At 60.3% G+C, this 15,525-nt stretch carries 9 protein-coding genes and 1 other RNA gene; 3 read left to right on the forward strand and 7 right to left on the reverse strand.

The annotated features are described in order from the left end of the window. Positions 1 to 60: 60 nt before the first annotated feature. On the reverse strand, positions 61 to 1,002 hold the full coding sequence (locus tag ACDZ94_RS00205; RefSeq protein WP_432750901.1) for an N-acetylmuramidase family protein: 942 nt from the start codon (positions 1,000 to 1,002) through the stop codon (positions 61 to 63). 298 nt (positions 1,003 to 1,300) lie between these two features. Here ACDZ94_RS00205 and ACDZ94_RS00210 point away from each other — a divergent pair, with 298 nt between their 5' ends. Beyond that, complete coding sequence (locus ACDZ94_RS00210) at positions 1,301 to 1,891, forward strand: hypothetical protein (RefSeq protein WP_262665921.1); 591 nt, start codon at positions 1,301 to 1,303, stop codon at positions 1,889 to 1,891. A gap of 105 nt (positions 1,892 to 1,996) precedes the next feature. Here ACDZ94_RS00210 and ffs read toward each other — a convergent pair. From ffs to ACDZ94_RS00240, 6 genes are all read right to left on the reverse strand, one after another. Beyond that, an RNA gene (ffs, locus tag ACDZ94_RS00215) (signal recognition particle sRNA small type) lies at positions 1,997 to 2,093 on the reverse strand. A gap of 233 nt (positions 2,094 to 2,326) precedes the next feature. Continuing rightward, positions 2,327 to 3,493, reverse strand: coding sequence for a zinc-binding metallopeptidase family protein (locus ACDZ94_RS00220; RefSeq protein ID WP_262665923.1), 1,167 nt, complete (start codon positions 3,491 to 3,493; stop codon positions 2,327 to 2,329). Positions 3,494 to 3,558: 65 nt separating this feature from the next. Then, positions 3,559 to 5,925 (reverse strand): NAD-dependent DNA ligase LigA, encoded by a 2,367-nt coding sequence (gene ligA / locus ACDZ94_RS00225; protein ID WP_432750902.1) that lies wholly within the window; start codon positions 5,923 to 5,925, stop codon positions 3,559 to 3,561. 87 nt (positions 5,926 to 6,012) lie between these two features. Next, complete coding sequence (zipA, locus tag ACDZ94_RS00230) at positions 6,013 to 6,876, reverse strand: cell division protein ZipA (protein ID WP_064453604.1); 864 nt, start codon at positions 6,874 to 6,876, stop codon at positions 6,013 to 6,015. 291 nt (positions 6,877 to 7,167) lie between these two features. Beyond that, a complete protein-coding gene (gene smc / locus ACDZ94_RS00235; RefSeq protein WP_432750903.1) occupies positions 7,168 to 10,656 on the reverse strand; it encodes a chromosome segregation protein SMC in 3,489 nt (1,162 codons plus the stop codon). A 2-nt stretch (positions 10,657 to 10,658) separates the two neighbouring features. Further along, positions 10,659 to 11,318: a GntR family transcriptional regulator gene (locus ACDZ94_RS00240; protein ID WP_064453606.1), complete on the reverse strand. Its 660-nt coding sequence runs from the start codon at positions 11,316 to 11,318 to the stop codon at positions 10,659 to 10,661. A gap of 280 nt (positions 11,319 to 11,598) precedes the next feature. Here ACDZ94_RS00240 and xdhA point away from each other — a divergent pair, with 280 nt between their 5' ends. Then, positions 11,599 to 13,047 (forward strand): xanthine dehydrogenase small subunit, encoded by a 1,449-nt coding sequence (gene xdhA / locus ACDZ94_RS00245; RefSeq protein WP_064453607.1) that lies wholly within the window; start codon positions 11,599 to 11,601, stop codon positions 13,045 to 13,047. After that, the gene (xdhB, locus tag ACDZ94_RS00250) at positions 13,040 to 15,439 is read left to right on the forward strand and encodes a xanthine dehydrogenase molybdopterin binding subunit (RefSeq protein ID WP_432750904.1); all 2,400 of its coding nucleotides are present in this window, start codon (positions 13,040 to 13,042) and stop codon (positions 15,437 to 15,439) included. The genes xdhA and xdhB overlap by 8 nt, the downstream gene beginning before the upstream one ends. Positions 15,440 to 15,525 lie beyond the last annotated feature (86 nt).

Here is a 15,525-nt window from a genome sequence, read left to right on the forward strand (position 1 = left end):
GATGGTTTTGGGTTGTCCAGTAGGCGCTACTGAACATTGTGAGGCAGCCATCATGCGCTGCTATTTTTTCCTTTCAAGCGCATCAAAAGCTTTTTGGATTCGCTTGTCGTAGTCGCCGTAATCCTTACCGTTGTAACGGGAGGCCATGCCCACATAGTCCTTACTCTTGATCGCCTTGACCAAGGCCGGGTTTTTACTGCAAAAACCGACGAATGCCTTTAATTGAAGGCCGGCGTTGGTTTTCATCGCAGTGACGAAGTCGAACACGGTCGTGTAACCGCAGGCGGCAAAGTTGAAGCCCATGATCTGGAACATGCCCCAGGACGCGGACATCAACGCCGCCACGGGGTCCAGCTTATAAGCAGCGACCAGCGTCGCCCAAGCCGTCGTCTGGTTCTTGTTATTGGCACGCCATTGCGGGCCAGCCTTTTCCACGTAAGGGTATGACAAAAAGGGGTGACTTCTGTCGTACTTCTGCTGAGTGTACTTGCGGAAGAGGTGCCCTTCGTAAGCAATCACCGGCATTTTGGCCGGGCCAAACCCGGAGCGCCCACCCGACTCCACCGTGGCGAACGCCTTGATAATATTCACCGAAACAGCGTTGCCCAGCGCTGTGGCGGCGCTCTGAAAATCGGCCTCGGTGAGGATCACTCCACCGTCGCAAGTAGCCTCGGTTATCCATTGCTGCCGGTCTGGCTCGGCGGCCTGAGTATCAGGATTTATTTTGCGCGTATCCTCGACCAGGCTGTTGAACGTGCGGCCTTGCGGGTCAATCACCCCGTCGGGTTTGGTGACCTTGAGACGATTCAACTGATAATCGCTGATGCGCTGAACCAACAGAGCACCGCACTTACCGTCTACCACCAGGAGCGAACCAGATTTGGGCGCAATCAGATTAAACAGACACTGAATGTATTCAACGTCAGCAGGCACATTACGCGCCTTGCCTGGGGTGCCGACTGAAGCACTGATAGGTCTGGGTAAACCTTGAAGGTTGGTCATGGCAATTATCCTTATTGATCAAAGGAGTGCCATCACTTCTTCACTACTCCAGCACGGGGTCGCTTGCATGATTGAAGCTAGCAGGCGGCGTGGCGTTGTCCAGCCGCGAGATAAAGAGTTGTGAAAAGCTCAAGGTTCTTCACAACCCAACAGCTTTGCCCCCCTTTCGCCTCACAGTAACCAGGTATTTTTCGAGGGGCGGTAGATCGAACACGCTTCATTAAATAAGCGCATTCAGTCACCTATTGAACTACTGTTTCTTGCGCAAGATGTCCCTTTCAAATATTCAAGGATTGAAATGAAAGCCTCCCTGCTCATCCTGTCGGTCCTGGTTCTGCTATCCGGCTGCGCCTGGACGTCGAGACCTGCCAACCCTGTCCTGTCGCGCCCCTCGGTTGCTGAAACCAAATCGCTCATATTCGCGGGCAAAACGTTCGTCCTGAAATACCAGACTGACGGCCAGATTCCACTGAAGGAATACTTCCTGCCGGAGGAAAGCGTTGATGCCTGGAGTGACATGGCGGATTTTCGCGTCGCGCCGCCACTCCTGAACGATCTTGAGCCGGTAGACCTCGCCAACCGAGCCGCCCTGCTTCATCAACAAGATTACCCACAGATGACGGTGCAGCTGAATACCGATGAAAAAACCGGGGTCACGACCCTGATGCTGTTTTACCCCTCCTCCCTGCGCAAGGACGGGCGGTTCTCCGAATTCAGCATCTTCAAGTTTTACAAGGACAGCGCAACGGGGCAGAACATCACCTTTCACTTCGCCCGAAACATACCGGTAGCGACGCCTGAAGCAGAGCGCGACCTGGAAAAAAACTTGAGGAAGTTGCAGCAGGAAGTGCTGCCGGCGATGGCAAGGTTCCCGCTTTACCGGCCGTAATGCTGTTGAGCGAGCAGCAGAAATCGATTCGCAGGCAGTGATTGCCGGCAAAACATCTATAGCTTGGGATTTTTTTGAGCTTCAGGAAGAGCGTTATGGAGGCAACCCCACCAGCCACACCCCGGCACACAATGTTCCCGCTGTGGCTGCTGCCTTCCGGCTCTGACCAGGTTCACGGGTAATCGTTGCGGGGGGACCGATGGGGTCACCATAACGACGCTGGCCTCTCGGCAAGCCGCGCCATTGTACCGATCTCATCGGAAGTTACAACCGTTGGTGCAGGATTAAAATATGAAGGGGCTCAAGCACTTGCCATAACCTTCAGCGTCACCCCTGTCCCATGTGGGAGGAGGCTTGCTCCCGAAAGCAGTCTGCCCGCCAGTCAGGCCGGTGACTGATCCACGCTGCTGGCAGTCAGCCCCTCGCACATTTTGATCATTGTGCCTTCAGGACGTCATCGGCCCTGCCACCCTCTTCCTGGATCACCAGGTGAATAAAGTGCAGCTTGGCGATCACTGCCGGCGGCAATACAAAGGGATAAAAATCCGGCTGGCCCATGCTGCGCGACAGTTCGTTGAGCATGCCGGCCAGTTCGATCCAGGCGTTGACGAACGACAGGAAGGCTGGCCCGCCAGGGTGCTCGGGGTCGTAGAGCGTGGTGAGCGGGAACGGTTGATAATCCAGGTCCATCTCACGGGCGCTCATGCCAAAGCCCAGCGCGGTGTCGACGGCGTCCATCATGTGCAGGTAATGGGCCCAGGTCTCGGCCCAGTCTTCCCAGGGGTGCATGGTGGCGTAGGCACTCACGCAGGTTTGCTGCCAGTCGGGGCGTGGGCCGTTTTGGTAATGCTGGTCGAGCGCCTCGGCGTAACTGGCGCGCTCGTCGCCGAACAGGCCGCGAAACGGTTCAAGCCAGTGGCTGTTGGCGATCAGTCGATCCCAGTAGTAATGGCCGACTTCATGGCGAAAATGGCCGAGCAAGGTGCGGTAGGGTTCACGCATCTGCACACGGATTTTTTCGCGGTGCGCGTCGTCGGCTTCCTTGATGTCGAGGGTGATCAGACCGTTGGCATGGCCGGTGGTGGGCGCGTTGCCTTCCAGGTCGATGCCGACGAAGTCGAAGGCCAGGCCGATGTCTTCGTCAACGCTTTTTGGCACGACTTGCAGGCCCAGGCTGATCAGTTGTGCCACCAGCCGGCGCTTGGCGGTTTCTACCTTGCGCCAGCGTTCGGGGTTTTCCGGTACGGAAAGGTCCGGAATGGTGCGGTTCAGGCTGCACGCCACACACAGCGGTGCGGTGCTGTGGGCGGGAATCAGCCAATTGCAGGCGGCCGCAGTGTCGAGGTTGGCGCAGCGGCGGAAGGCGCCGGCGTCGAGGTTATCGTCCTGCAGCCAGGTGTCGGCGACGGGCCCGGGCTGTAGAGACGACAACCGGCTTTGTTGCGGTTGGTAGCCCAGCAACGCCTGACAGGCCAGGCACTGGCTGTTGCGAAAGAACAGCGCCTGGCCGCAGCGGCATTGCCACACCTTGCTGTTACGCGAGGATCCGGCCATGAACGGTGCGGCGATGCGCGAACTGAGTTGCTCGAAGTAGCGGAACATGGCGATCTCTCCCTGGGTGCTTGCCAATACTAGAGCATCGCCAGGCAGAGATCGTTCAGTCCAAATCAGACCGTAATGTTGTGCTTGGCCAGGAACGCGACAAACGCCTCCTCATCCAACACTTTCAGGCCCAGTTCGCTGGCCTTGGCCAGTTTCGAACCGGCGCCCGGCCCAGCCACCACGCAGTGCGTTTTCGCCGACACCGAGCCCGCCACCTTGGCGCCGAGGCTTTCAAGCTTGTCCTTGGCCACATCGCGGCTCATCAGCTCCAGCGAGCCGGTAAGCACCCAGGTATGCCCCGCCTCCGGCAACCCTTCGACCACCTTCTTCTCGCTCTGCCAGTGCATGCCAAAGTCCTTGAGCTGCTGCTCGATGGCCAGGGCGTGGTGGGCATTGTCGGGGTTATCGAAAAAGTCGCGCACGGCCTTGGCCTGCTTCTCGGGCAGCGCCTGGCGCATATCCAGCCAGTCGGCCTTGATCACGCCTTCCAGGGAGCCGAACTTGTCCGCGAGTTTCTGTGCGGCACCCGGGCCAACGCTGGGTACGTGCAGCTTGTCGAGCAGGCCGCCCAGCGTGGTGCTGGCGGCAAACTCGGCGCTCAGGTCGCCCTGATCCTGCAATTGCAGCGCGCATTCGTCCGGTGACAACAGGGCGCCAATCACGTCCTGGTTATGGCTGTCTTCGAAGAAGCTGTGAATCTCGTGCGCCACTTCCAGGCCCACGTCCGGCAAGTACGTCAGCACTTCCGGCAACGCCTTCTGCACCCGCTCCAGAGACGCCAGCGAGCGCGCCAGCACCTTGGCGGTCTCCTCACCTACGTCCGGAATACCCAGCGCGTAGATGAAGCGCGCCAGGGTCGGCGTCTTGCTGTTTTCGATGGCGGTGATCAGCTTCTTGCTGGAAATATCGGCAAAGCCTTCCAGGTCGATGACCTGCTCGTACTTGAGCTTGTAGAGATCGGCCGGCGAACCGATGAGCTTTTCATCCACCAGTTGCTCGATGGTCTTGTCGCCCAGACCGTCGATGTCCATGGCGCGGCGCGAAACGAAATGGATAATCGCCTGCTTGAGCTGCGCACCACAGGCCAGGCGCCCGACGCAGCGGTACACCGCGCCTTCGCTGACGGTTTCCTTGCCCTTGCTGCGCTTGACCAGCTGCGTGCGCTCCACGTGGGAACCACACACCGGGCAGCGCTCGGGAATCTGCACCGCGCGGGCGTTTTCCGGCCGGCGCTCGGGCACGACGGAAACGACTTGCGGGATCACATCACCGGCCCGGCGGATGATCACGGTGTCGCCGATCATCAGGCCCAGACGCGCGACTTCGTCCATGTTGTGCAAGGTGGCGTTGGACACGGTGACACCCGCAACCTTGACCGGTTTCAACCGCGCCACGGGCGTCACGGCGCCGGTGCGGCCGACCTGGAACTCCACGTCGAGCAACTCGGTAAGCTCTTCCATGGCCGGGAATTTATGCGCGATCGCCCAACGCGGTTCGCGGGCGCGGAAGCCCAGTTCACGCTGCGAGGCGATGCTGTTGACCTTGAACACCACGCCGTCGATTTCATAACCCAGGCTATTACGCCGCTCGCCGATATCGCGGTAGTAGTCCAGGCATTCCTGGATGCCTTTGGCCAACTTCAACTCGTGGCTGATCGGCATGCCCCACTTCTGCAACTGCTTCAAGTTGCCGATATGGGTGTCGCTGATATCTGCGGTCACTTGGCCAATGCCATAGCAGCAAAACTCCAGCGGGCGACTGGCGGTGATCTTCGAATCCAGCTGGCGCAGGCTGCCGGCCGCGGCATTGCGCGGGTTGGCGAAGGTCTTGCCGCCGACTTCCAGCTGCGAGGCGTTCAGCCGCTCGAAACCGGCTTTGGACATGAACACTTCTCCGCGCACTTCCAGGGTGGCGGGCCAGCCAGTGCCCTGCAGCTTCAGCGGGATATTGCGCACGGTGCGCACGTTGACGCTGATGTCTTCACCCGTGGTGCCATCACCCCGGGTAGCACCGCGCACCAGCTCGCCATCTTGATACAACAGGCTGACCGCCAGGCCATCCAGCTTGGGTTCGCAGCTGTATTCCACCGCCGCGCCACCGCCAAACAGATCGCCCACCGGCAGGTCGAGGCCTTCGGTGACCCGGCGATCGAACTCGAGCATGGTGGTTTCATCAAAGGCGTTGCCCAGGCTGAGCATCGGAATTTCGTGGCGTACCTGGGTAAACGCCGACAACGCCGCACTGCCGACCCGCTGCGTCGGCGAATCACGTGTCACCCATTCCGGGTGCTCGGCCTCAAGGGCCTTGAGCTCATGGAACAACCGGTCGTACTCGGCGTCCGGAATGCTCGGCTCGTCGAGGACGTGGTAACGGTAGTTGTGCTGATCCAGTTCAGCGCGCAGTTCGAGGATGCGGGTGTGGGCGGCGGTCATGGGTGTTCTCTCATAAAGCAAAAGAGCAGCCGAAGCTGCTCAATATGTTAGTGCACGGATTCTACAGACAACGCTTAAGATCGAACCTCAGCGTTTCTGTGTCAGGGCGCGACGCTCGAACTCGACGATGCGCTGACGGTAGTGTTCGATGGTCTGGGCCGTGAGGACGCTGCGTTGGTCGTCCTTGAGCTCGCCGTTGAGTTCCTGGGACAGCTTGCGGGCGGCGGCCACCATCACGTCGAACGCTTGTTTCGGGTGACGTGGGCCTGGCAAGCCGAGGAAGAAACTCACTGCCGGGGTGCTGAACAGGTCGATATCGTCCAGATCGAAAGTGCCCGGCTTGACCGCGTTAGCCATCGAGAACAGCACTTCGCCGTTACCGGCCATGCTTTCGTGACGGTGGAAAATATCCATCTCGCCAAAGCGCAGGCCGCTTTCGAGGATGTTCTGCAGCAGCGCGGGGCCTTTGAAGCCGGCGGCGTCGCGGCAGATCACGCTGATCACCAACACTTCTTCGGCGGCCGGCTGATCGTTTACCGATTGGCGTGGCGCGCTTTTGGTCGGGGTCTCGTCAGGGAAGTCGTCATCGCGGCTGCTGAAGCTCGGGCCTTCATCGACGTCGAGGTTCAGGTCGCCCTGATGCGGCTCGGCCACCGGCGCACTGCCGCGCTTGCCACGCTTGGAGGACGGCTCCCGCGCTTCACGCATTGGCGCGCTCATCGACGGTAAGTCGTGCTCGTCCAGCTGCGGCTCTTTATGAGTATCCAGCACACGGGGCGGCCCCAGCAGCTCGGCGCTGCCGTCGTCGTCGGGCAAGTTGGACAGGTTACGGTCCAGGCGGAATTTGAGCTTGCCCTTGCCACCGCGCATGCGGCGCCAGCCATCAAAAAGAATACCGGCAATGACAATAATGCCGATGACGATCAGCCACTCGCGCAGACCGATTTCCATGTAATCCCGTGCCTCTAATAAAAAATGCTGAAAAATAAGGGGTTTAGCACCGTGCAAACCGCTTTAAAACGTGGCGCCAACTCTATGTTCTGACTGACGTTTTGCCCACGCATACGAAAAATTGACATTAAATTAGCACAGTTGGCGAAAGATGTATTGGATTGGCATCTTCGCTCCCCAATAGCATTTTCACACGCTAGCGCCAACTGTGAGCTACAAGCTTCAAGTGACAAGCCTCAAGCTCAAACCCACTCACTTGAAGCTTACAGCTTACAACTGAAAACTACGCCGCTAGGCGTCCACCATCGCCATCGCTTCCTCGACATCCACCGCCACCAATCGCGAACAACCCGGCTCGTGCATCGTTACACCCATCAATTGGTCCGCCATTTCCATGGCGATCTTGTTGTGGGTGATATAGATGAACTGCACGGTCTGGGACATCTCTTTCACCAATCGAGCGTAGCGTCCAACGTTAGCGTCATCCAGCGGGGCGTCAACTTCGTCGAGCATACAAAACGGCGCCGGGTTCAACTTGAAGATGGCAAATACCAGAGCCAATGCGGTCAGGGCCTTCTCGCCACCGGACAACAAATGGATGGTGCTGTTCTTCTTGCCCGGAGGCCGCGCCATGATCGTTACCCCTGTATCGAGTAGATCTTCGCCCGTCAGTTCCAAGTAGGCGCTGCCTCCACCGAAAACTTTCGGGAATAACGCCTGTAAACCGCTATTAATCTGATCAAAGGTATCTTTGAAGCGATTACGGGTTTCCTTGTCGATCTTGCGAATCACGTTTTCCAGGGTGTCGAGGGCTTCCACCAGATCGGCGTTCTGAGCATCCAGATAACGTTTACGCTCGGACTGCTGCTGGTACTCGTCGATGGCCGCAAGGTTGATCGCACCGAGCCTTTGAATACGCGCAGCAATCCGTTCAAGTTCTTCTTCGGCGTCTTTTTCGTTGGCCTGGGCGGTCAAGGTATCGAGCACGCCGTGCAGGTCGTAGCCGTCTTCCAACAACTGGTCTTGCAGGGTCTTGCGGCGCACGGTCAGGGCTTGCCATTCCATGCGTTGCTGTTCGAGTTGGCCGCGGATCAATTGGGACTGCTGCTCGGCCTGGGTCCGCCGTTTTTCTGCGTCGCGCAATTCGCGGTCGGCGTCCTCCAGGGCGATCTGCGCAGTCTTGAGTTCTTCGTCGACGGTCATGCGCTTATCAAGCAATTCTTCGAGCTTGAGCCGCAACTCTTCCAGCGGCGCTTCGCCCTCCTCCAGGTTGAGGCTCAGCTGCTCGCGCTTTTCGGTGAGGCGCTCGGATTGCATCTCCAGGCGCTCAAGGGCCTGGCGCGTGGAATCGTGCTGGGCGCGCAGAGAGCCGAGGCGCACCGCCAATTGGTGGGCGTGGTCCTTGTGCTGGCGGGCTTCCTGACGCACGCGGTCGAGGCGCTCGCGCAGGCTGTCACGCTGGGCCAGCAGCAGTTCGCGCTGCTCGGTATCGAGGGCCATGCTGTCGAGGGCTTCTTGCAATTGCAGGCGCGCTTCGCCGATTTGTTCGTGTTCCAGGGCACGCTGCTCGCCCATCTCGACCACTTCGTCATCGAGGCGGGAGCGGCGCAGTGTCAGTTGCTCGGCCTTGGCCTTGCTCGCCGACAGCTGGGCTTTCAATTCACCTTGCTGGCGCGCCTCATCCTGCAACAGGCGGCGCAAATGTTCGCGACCGGTCTCTTGCTGGCGCTGGGTAGCGCGCAAGGTTTGCAGTTCGGTTTCCAGGCGTTCGAGGGTGGCTTCGCGCTCCTCGCGCTCGGCGGTCAGGTTGACGATTTCCTGGCCACGGGCCAATACGCCGCTTTCCGCTTCGCTGGCACGGCGCACCCGCAGGAAGTGCCGACCAACCCAGTAACCGTCACGGCTGATCAGGCTTTCACCGGCGCCCAGCTGACCGCGCTGGGCCAGGGCCTGCTCCAGGGAATCCACCGGTTTGACCTGGCCCAGCCAGGGCGACAGATCAATCGCCGCCTCGACCTTGTCCAGCAGACTACCCGGCACGCGGGTGCCATCGGCTGCCGGGCTGAGTAAGCGCAGATCGCCCAGGGCAAAACCGGCCAGGTCGAAGCCGCCAAAATCATCCACCAGCACGGCTTGCAGGTCGGCGCCGAGTACGGTTTCCACCGCCAGCTCCCAACCGGCCTCAACCTTCAAGCCTTCGGCCAGGCGCGGGCGCTCGGCCAGATGCTGGTCGCGCAGCCATTCGGCGGTGCCGGTGCCCGGGTCCAGTGCGGCTTGCTGCAAGGCTTCAAGTGACGCCAGGCGACCGTTGAGCCGCTGCAAGTCGCCCTGGGCCTGCTGCTGGGCCTGGGTCGCCTGTTGCAACTGCTGACGCAATTGCTCCAGGCGCTCCACTTGTTGTTCTTCGCTGGCTTCCAGCTCTTCCAGCGTCATTTCGCTCTCGGCCAGTTGCTCGCTGAGTGCCATGATCGCCGCGTCTTCCGGGTCGGCGGCAAGCAACACACGTTCGTCCTGCAGACGGCGCTGGCGCTCGGCCAGGCGTTCCATGCTGGTTTCCAGCTGCTGGATACGCGACTGCTGCACCTCAGCCTGACGGCGCGGCTCGGCGGATTGCAGGTTGAAAGCGTCCCACTGTTCCTGCCAGCCGTGCATGGTGGTTTCGGATTCTTCCAGCGCAGCGGCCGCTTCTTCGGCGGCAGCGCTGGTGATTTCCTGCTCGGGGGTGAGCATGTCGAGCTCTTCGCCGAGGGTCAGCAACAAGGTGCGGTCATGGCCCAGGTGCGATTCGGTTTCCAGGCGCGCGCGTTCGGCTTCCTTCAAATCATCCTGCAACTGGCGCAGACGCTGCTGGCCGTGCTGGATGCTCTGCTCGACCCGGGCGATATCACCCCCCACCGAGTAGAAACGGCCCTGCACCAGGTTGAAGCGCTCGGACAGGTCATGGTGCCCATCGCGCAGGCGCTCAATGCTGGCGTCGGCATTGCGCTGCTCGGCCACCAGCGCTTCAAAGCTGATTTCCTGGGTGCCAATGATCGCTTCGCGCTGGCCGACCTGATCATTCAGCGCCTGCCAACGCAGGGCCGACAGTTGCGCCTTGAGCTGACGCTCCTCGCCCTTGTATTCCTGATACTTCTCGGCGGCCTGGGCCTGGCGGTGCAGGCGCTCCAACTGGCGCTCCAGCTCTTCGCGCAGGTCGGTCAGGCGGGCAAGGTTTTCATGGGTGCGGCGAATACGGTTTTCAGTCTCGCGGCGGCGCTCCTTGTACTTGGAGATGCCGGCCGCCTCTTCGATAAAGTTGCGCAGGTCTTCGGGCTTGGCTTCGATCAGCTTGGAGATCATGCCCTGCTCGATGATCGAGTAGCTGCGCGGGCCCAAGCCGGTGCCGAGGAAGATATCGGTGATGTCACGGCGCCGGCACTTGGTGCCGTTGAGGAAATAACTGTTCTGGCTGTCGCGCGTCACTTTGCGGCGGATCGAGATTTCCGCGTAGGCCGCGTATTCACCGACCAGCGTGCCGTCGGAGTTGTCGAATACCAGTTCGATGCTGGCCTGGCTCACCGGCTTGCGGCTGGTGGAGCCGTTGAAGATGACGTCGGTCATCGACTCGCCACGCAGGTTTTTTGCCGAGCTCTCGCCCATCACCCAGCGCACGGCGTCGATGATGTTCGACTTGCCGCAGCCATTGGGCCCGACCACCGCCGCCATGTTACTGGGGAAGTTCACCGTGGTCGGGTCGACGAAGGATTTGAACCCCGCCAGTTTGATGCACTTGAGCCGCACGCTTAGGCGTCCGCCAACGCAGCGATCACCAGCGAGGAACTGCGCTGGCCATAGGCCGACAGTACCTGGCGAATCTGCGCCAGGTCACGGGCCAGCACGGCGGCGAGCAGTTGCTCGAACAATGCCAGGTACTCGCTCATGGACGCCTTGCGTTGATCCAGCGCCAGGTAATACGCGCGGTTCATCGCCGGCTGCAGGTTCTCGACGGTTTCCTGCAAATACGGGTTGTTGGCGAAGGGGTACGCGGCGCGCATCACGTTGAAGCTTTCTTCGACGAAGGCACGGATGTCCTCGCGTTCAAAACTGGTCACCAGTCGCTGCTGGATTTGCAGGAACGGCGCCATGTCGGCCTGAGTCCGCCAGCCATCCGCCACTGCATTACCGAGCAGGATGTACAACTCGCTCATCAACGTACACAGGCTCTGCACCTTGTGCGCGGTGAGTTCGGTGACGTGGGCGCCACGGCGCGGCAGGATCGCGATCAGGTGGCGGCGCTCAAGGATCAATAAGGCTTCACGCACGGAACCACGGCTGACATTGAGCGCCAGCGTGACTTTCTGTTCCTGGATCCGCTCCCCAGGCTTGAGATCGCCGCGAATGATACGTTCGGCGAGGTGGTGAGCGATTTGCTCGGCGAGACTGTCCGGCGCCTTGAACGTCATGTTTTTCCTTCAAAATCGTCTATCGGTACAAGCGCGGCAGTGTAGCGCATTGGCTAGCTGATGGCGCTACGCCCACGGTGGCGAATTTGGCACGAAATAAGCAACGATGAACAGCCAGAAGCCGCCAAAAACGCCGGTTCCAGAAGACTGGACCATAATTGAAAGTGTTGCGATCGCATTTTCTTGACCTGTAGGTCAGAAAACCATTGACCGAAAAGTCAGATATGACTAGATTCGGCGCAAAGCGGTTAACAACAATAATGAGTCTGCGAGGCCTTCCGTGATCCAGTTTTTACTTAACCAGGAACTCCGTAGCGAGCACGCCCTGGACCCCAATCTGACCGTGCTCAACTATTTGCGCGAGCATGTGGGCAAACCCGGTACCAAGGAAGGCTGCGCCAGCGGCGATTGCGGTGCATGCACCGTGGTGGTCGGCGAGCTGCATACCAATGAGCAAGGCGCAGAGCAGATTCGTTATCGCAGCCTCAATTCGTGCCTGACCTTCGTATCGTCGTTGCACGGCAAACAACTGATCAGCGTCGAAGACCTCAAGCATCAAGGCCAGTTGCACAGCGTGCAGCAAGCCATGGTTGAGTGCCACGGCTCGCAATGCGGCTTTTGCACGCCGGGTTTCGTGATGTCGTTGTTTGCCCTGCAAAAGAACAGCGACGCCCCCGACAGCCAAAAAGCCCACGAAGCCCTGGCCGGCAACCTCTGCCGCTGCACTGGCTACCGCCCGATTCTTGCCGCTGCCGAACAGGCCTGCTGCAATAAACCGGTGGACCAGTTCGACAGCCGCCAAGCCGAGACCATCGCCCGCCTCAAAGCCATTGCGCCGACACAAACCGGCGAGCTCAACAGCGGTGATAAACGCTGCCTGGTGCCGCTGACCGTTGCCGACCTGGCCGACCTCTACGACGCCTACCCACAAGCCCGGCTGCTGGCCGGCGGCACCGACCTGGCGCTGGAAGTCACCCAGTTCCACCGCACGCTGCCGGTAATGATCTACGTTGGCAATATCGAAGAGATGAAGCGCATCGAAAACTTCGACGACCGCCTGGAAATCGGCGCTGCCACTGCGCTGTCCGATTGCTACAACGCGCTGCATCACGAGTACCCGGACTTTGGCGATCTGCTGCACCGCTTCGCCTCCCTGCAAATCCGCAACCAGGGCACCCTGGGCGGCAATATCGGCAACGCCTCGCCGATTGGTGATTCGCCGCCGCTGCTGATCGCCCTCGGTGCGCAGATCGTGCTGTGCAAAGGCAATACCCGCCGCACCCTGGCGCTGGAAGATTACTTCATCGACTACCGCGTTACCGCGCGCCAGGACAGTGAGTTCATCGAGAAAATCATTGTCCCCAAAGGCCATTCCCTGTTCCGTGCCTACAAGGTCTCCAAGCGCCTGGACGATGATATTTCCGCCGTGTGCGCCGCCTTCAACCTGAAGATCGAAAACGGTGTGATCAACGAAGCACGCGTCGCCTTCGGTGGCATGGCCGCCACGCCCAAACGCGCCAAGAGCTGCGAAGCCGTGTTGGTCGGCGCCACCTGGAACGCCGCCACCGTGGAGAAAGCCTGCGCCGCACTCGCCGAGGATTTCACCCCGCTGTCGGACTTCCGCGCCAGCAAGGAATACCGCCTGCTAAGCGCACAGAACCTGTTGCGTAAATACTTCATCGAGCTGCAAACACCGCACATCGAGACTCGGGTGACCGCTTATGTCTAACCATCACGCCGTCGTTAAAACCCAGGCCGAACTCGCCGCGCTGTTTGCCCAGGACCTGACCTCCGGCGTCGGGCGCAGCGTCAAGCATGACAGTGCCGCCAAGCACGTCAGCGGCGAAGCGCAGTACATCGACGATCGCCTGGAATTCCCCAACCAGTTGCACCTGTATGCGCGCATGTCAGACCGCGCCCATGCCAGAATCATCAGCATCGACACCGCGCCCTGCTATGCGTTTGAAGGCGTACGCATTGCTATCACCCACGAAGACGTACCGGGCCTGAAAGACATCGGCCCGCTGATGCCCGGCGATCCACTGTTGGCCATCGACACGGTGCAGTTCGTTGGCCAAGTGGTACTGGCCGTCGCCGCCCGCGACCTGGAAACCGCGCGCAAAGCCGCCATGGCGGCCGTGATCGAATACGAAGACCTGGAACCGGTGCTGGACGTGGTCGAGGCCTTTCGCAACAAGCACTTCGTGCTGGACAGCCACACCCACCAGCGCGGTGACTCGGCCGGTGCGCTGGCCACGGCGAAAAACCGCATCCAGGGCACGCTGCACATCGGCGGCCAGGAACACTTCTATCTCGAAACCCAGATCTCTTCGGTGATGCCCACCGAAGACGGCGGCATGATCGTCTACTGCTCCACGCAAAACCCCACCGAAGTGCAGAAACTGGTGGCCGAAGTGCTGGACGTGTCGATGAACAAAATCGTCGTGGATATGCGCCGCATGGGCGGTGGTTTTGGCGGCAAGGAAACCCAGGCGGCCAGCCCGGCGTGCCTGTGCGCGGTGGTCGCGCGCCTCACCGGCCAGCCGACCAAGATGCGCCTGCCGCGCGTCGAAGACATGCTGATGACCGGCAAGCGCCACCCCTTCTATATCGAATACGACGTGGGCTTCGACGACAGCGGCCGCCTGCATGGAATCAACCTGGAACTGGCGGGTAACTGTGGCTGTTCGCCAGACCTGTCGAACTCGATTGTCGACCGCGCGATGTTCCATGCCGACAACTCGTATTACCTGGGCGACGCCACCGTCAATGGTCATCGCTGCAAGACCAACACCGCCTCCAACACGGCTTATCGAGGCTTCGGTGGCCCGCAAGGCATGGTCGCCATCGAGGAAGTGATGGACGCCATTGCCCGCCATCTGGCGCTGGACCCATTGGCCGTGCGCAAGGCCAATTACTACGGCAAGACCGAGCGCAACGTCACCCACTATTACCAGACCGTCGAGCACAACATGCTCGAGGAAATGACCGCCGAGCTTGAGGCCAGCAGCCAATACGCCGAGCGCCGCGAAGCGATTCGCCTGTACAACGCCCATAGCCCGATCCTGAAAAAAGGCCTGGCGCTGACGCCGGTGAAGTTCGGCATCTCGTTCACCGCGAGCTTCCTGAACCAGGCGGGCGCCCTGATCCATATCTACACCGACGGCAGCATCCACCTGAACCACGGCGGCACCGAGATGGGCCAGGGCTTGAACACCAAGGTCGCGCAAGTGGTGGCCGAAGTGTTCCAGGTGGAAATCGACCGCGTACAAATCACCGCCACCAACACCGACAAAGTGCCCAACACTTCGCCGACCGCGGCCTCCAGCGGCGCCGACTTGAATGGCAAGGCTGCGCAGAACGCCGCCGAAACCATCAAGCAACGGCTGGTGGAATTTGCCGCGCGCAAGTACGACGTGAGCGAAGCGGATGTGGAATTCCACAACGGCCATGTGCGCGTGCGCGACCAGATCCTGACCTTTGAAAGCCTGATTCAGCAGGCGTATTTCGCCCAGGTCTCGCTGTCGAGCACCGGGTTCTACAAGACCCCGAAAATCTTTTATGACCGCAGCCGGGCAAAGGGTCGGCCGTTCTATTACTTCGCGTTCGGCGCGGCCTGCTGCGAAGTGATCGTCGACACCCTGACCGGCGAATACAAGATGCTGCGCACCGACATCCTCCACGACGTGGGCGCCTCGCTGAACCCGGCCATCGACATCGGCCAGGTCGAAGGCGGCTTCATCCAGGGCATGGGCTGGCTGACCATGGAGGAACTGGTATGGAACAACAAGGGTAAGTTGATGACCAATGGCCCGGCCAGTTACAAGATCCCGGCCGTGGCGGATATGCCGCTGGACCTGCGCGTGAAGCTGGTGGAAAACCGCAAGAACCCGGAAGACACGGTGTTCCATTCCAAGGCTGTGGGTGAGCCGCCGTTTATGCTCGGGATCGCCTCGTGGTGTGCGATCAAGGATGCGGTGGCGAGTTTGGGTGACTATCGCCATCAGCCGAAGATTGATGCGCCGGCCACGCCGGAGCGGGTGTTGTGGGGCTGTGAGCAGATGCGGCAGTTGCAGGCGGCGAAGGCTGTTGAGACTGACGCCGAGATGGCTTCGCTTTAGGACCGAGGTGCTGCCATCGCGGGCAAGCCAGCTCCCACATTTGACGGTGTTCACACTCAAAAAAGTGGGAGCGGGCTTGCCCGCGA

The organism is Pseudomonas sp. UBT (assembly GCF_050915955.1).
In the GTDB taxonomy this organism is placed as follows: domain Bacteria; phylum Pseudomonadota; class Gammaproteobacteria; order Pseudomonadales; family Pseudomonadaceae; genus Aquipseudomonas; species Aquipseudomonas antarctica_A.

Bases quoted from the DNA above. Each gene is read 5' to 3' on its own strand.
- ACDZ94_RS00240 (WP_064453606.1), bottom strand. From the start codon at position 11,318: ATGACGTTCAAGGCGCCGGACAGTCTCGCCGAGCAAATCGCTCACCAC.
- ACDZ94_RS00210 (WP_262665921.1), top strand. From the start codon at position 1,301: ATGAAAGCCTCCCTGCTCATCCTGTCGGTCCTGGTTCTGCTATCCGGC.
- ACDZ94_RS00220 (WP_262665923.1), bottom strand. From the start codon at position 3,493: ATGTTCCGCTACTTCGAGCAACTCAGTTCGCGCATCGCCGCACCGTTC.
- ACDZ94_RS00205 (WP_432750901.1), bottom strand. From the start codon at position 1,002: ATGACCAACCTTCAAGGTTTACCCAGACCTATCAGTGCTTCAGTCGGC.
- ligA (WP_432750902.1), bottom strand. From the start codon at position 5,925: ATGACCGCCGCCCACACCCGCATCCTCGAACTGCGCGCTGAACTGGAT.
- xdhB (WP_432750904.1), top strand. From the start codon at position 13,040: ATGTCTAACCATCACGCCGTCGTTAAAACCCAGGCCGAACTCGCCGCG.
- zipA (WP_064453604.1), bottom strand. From the start codon at position 6,876: ATGGAAATCGGTCTGCGCGAGTGGCTGATCGTCATCGGCATTATTGTC.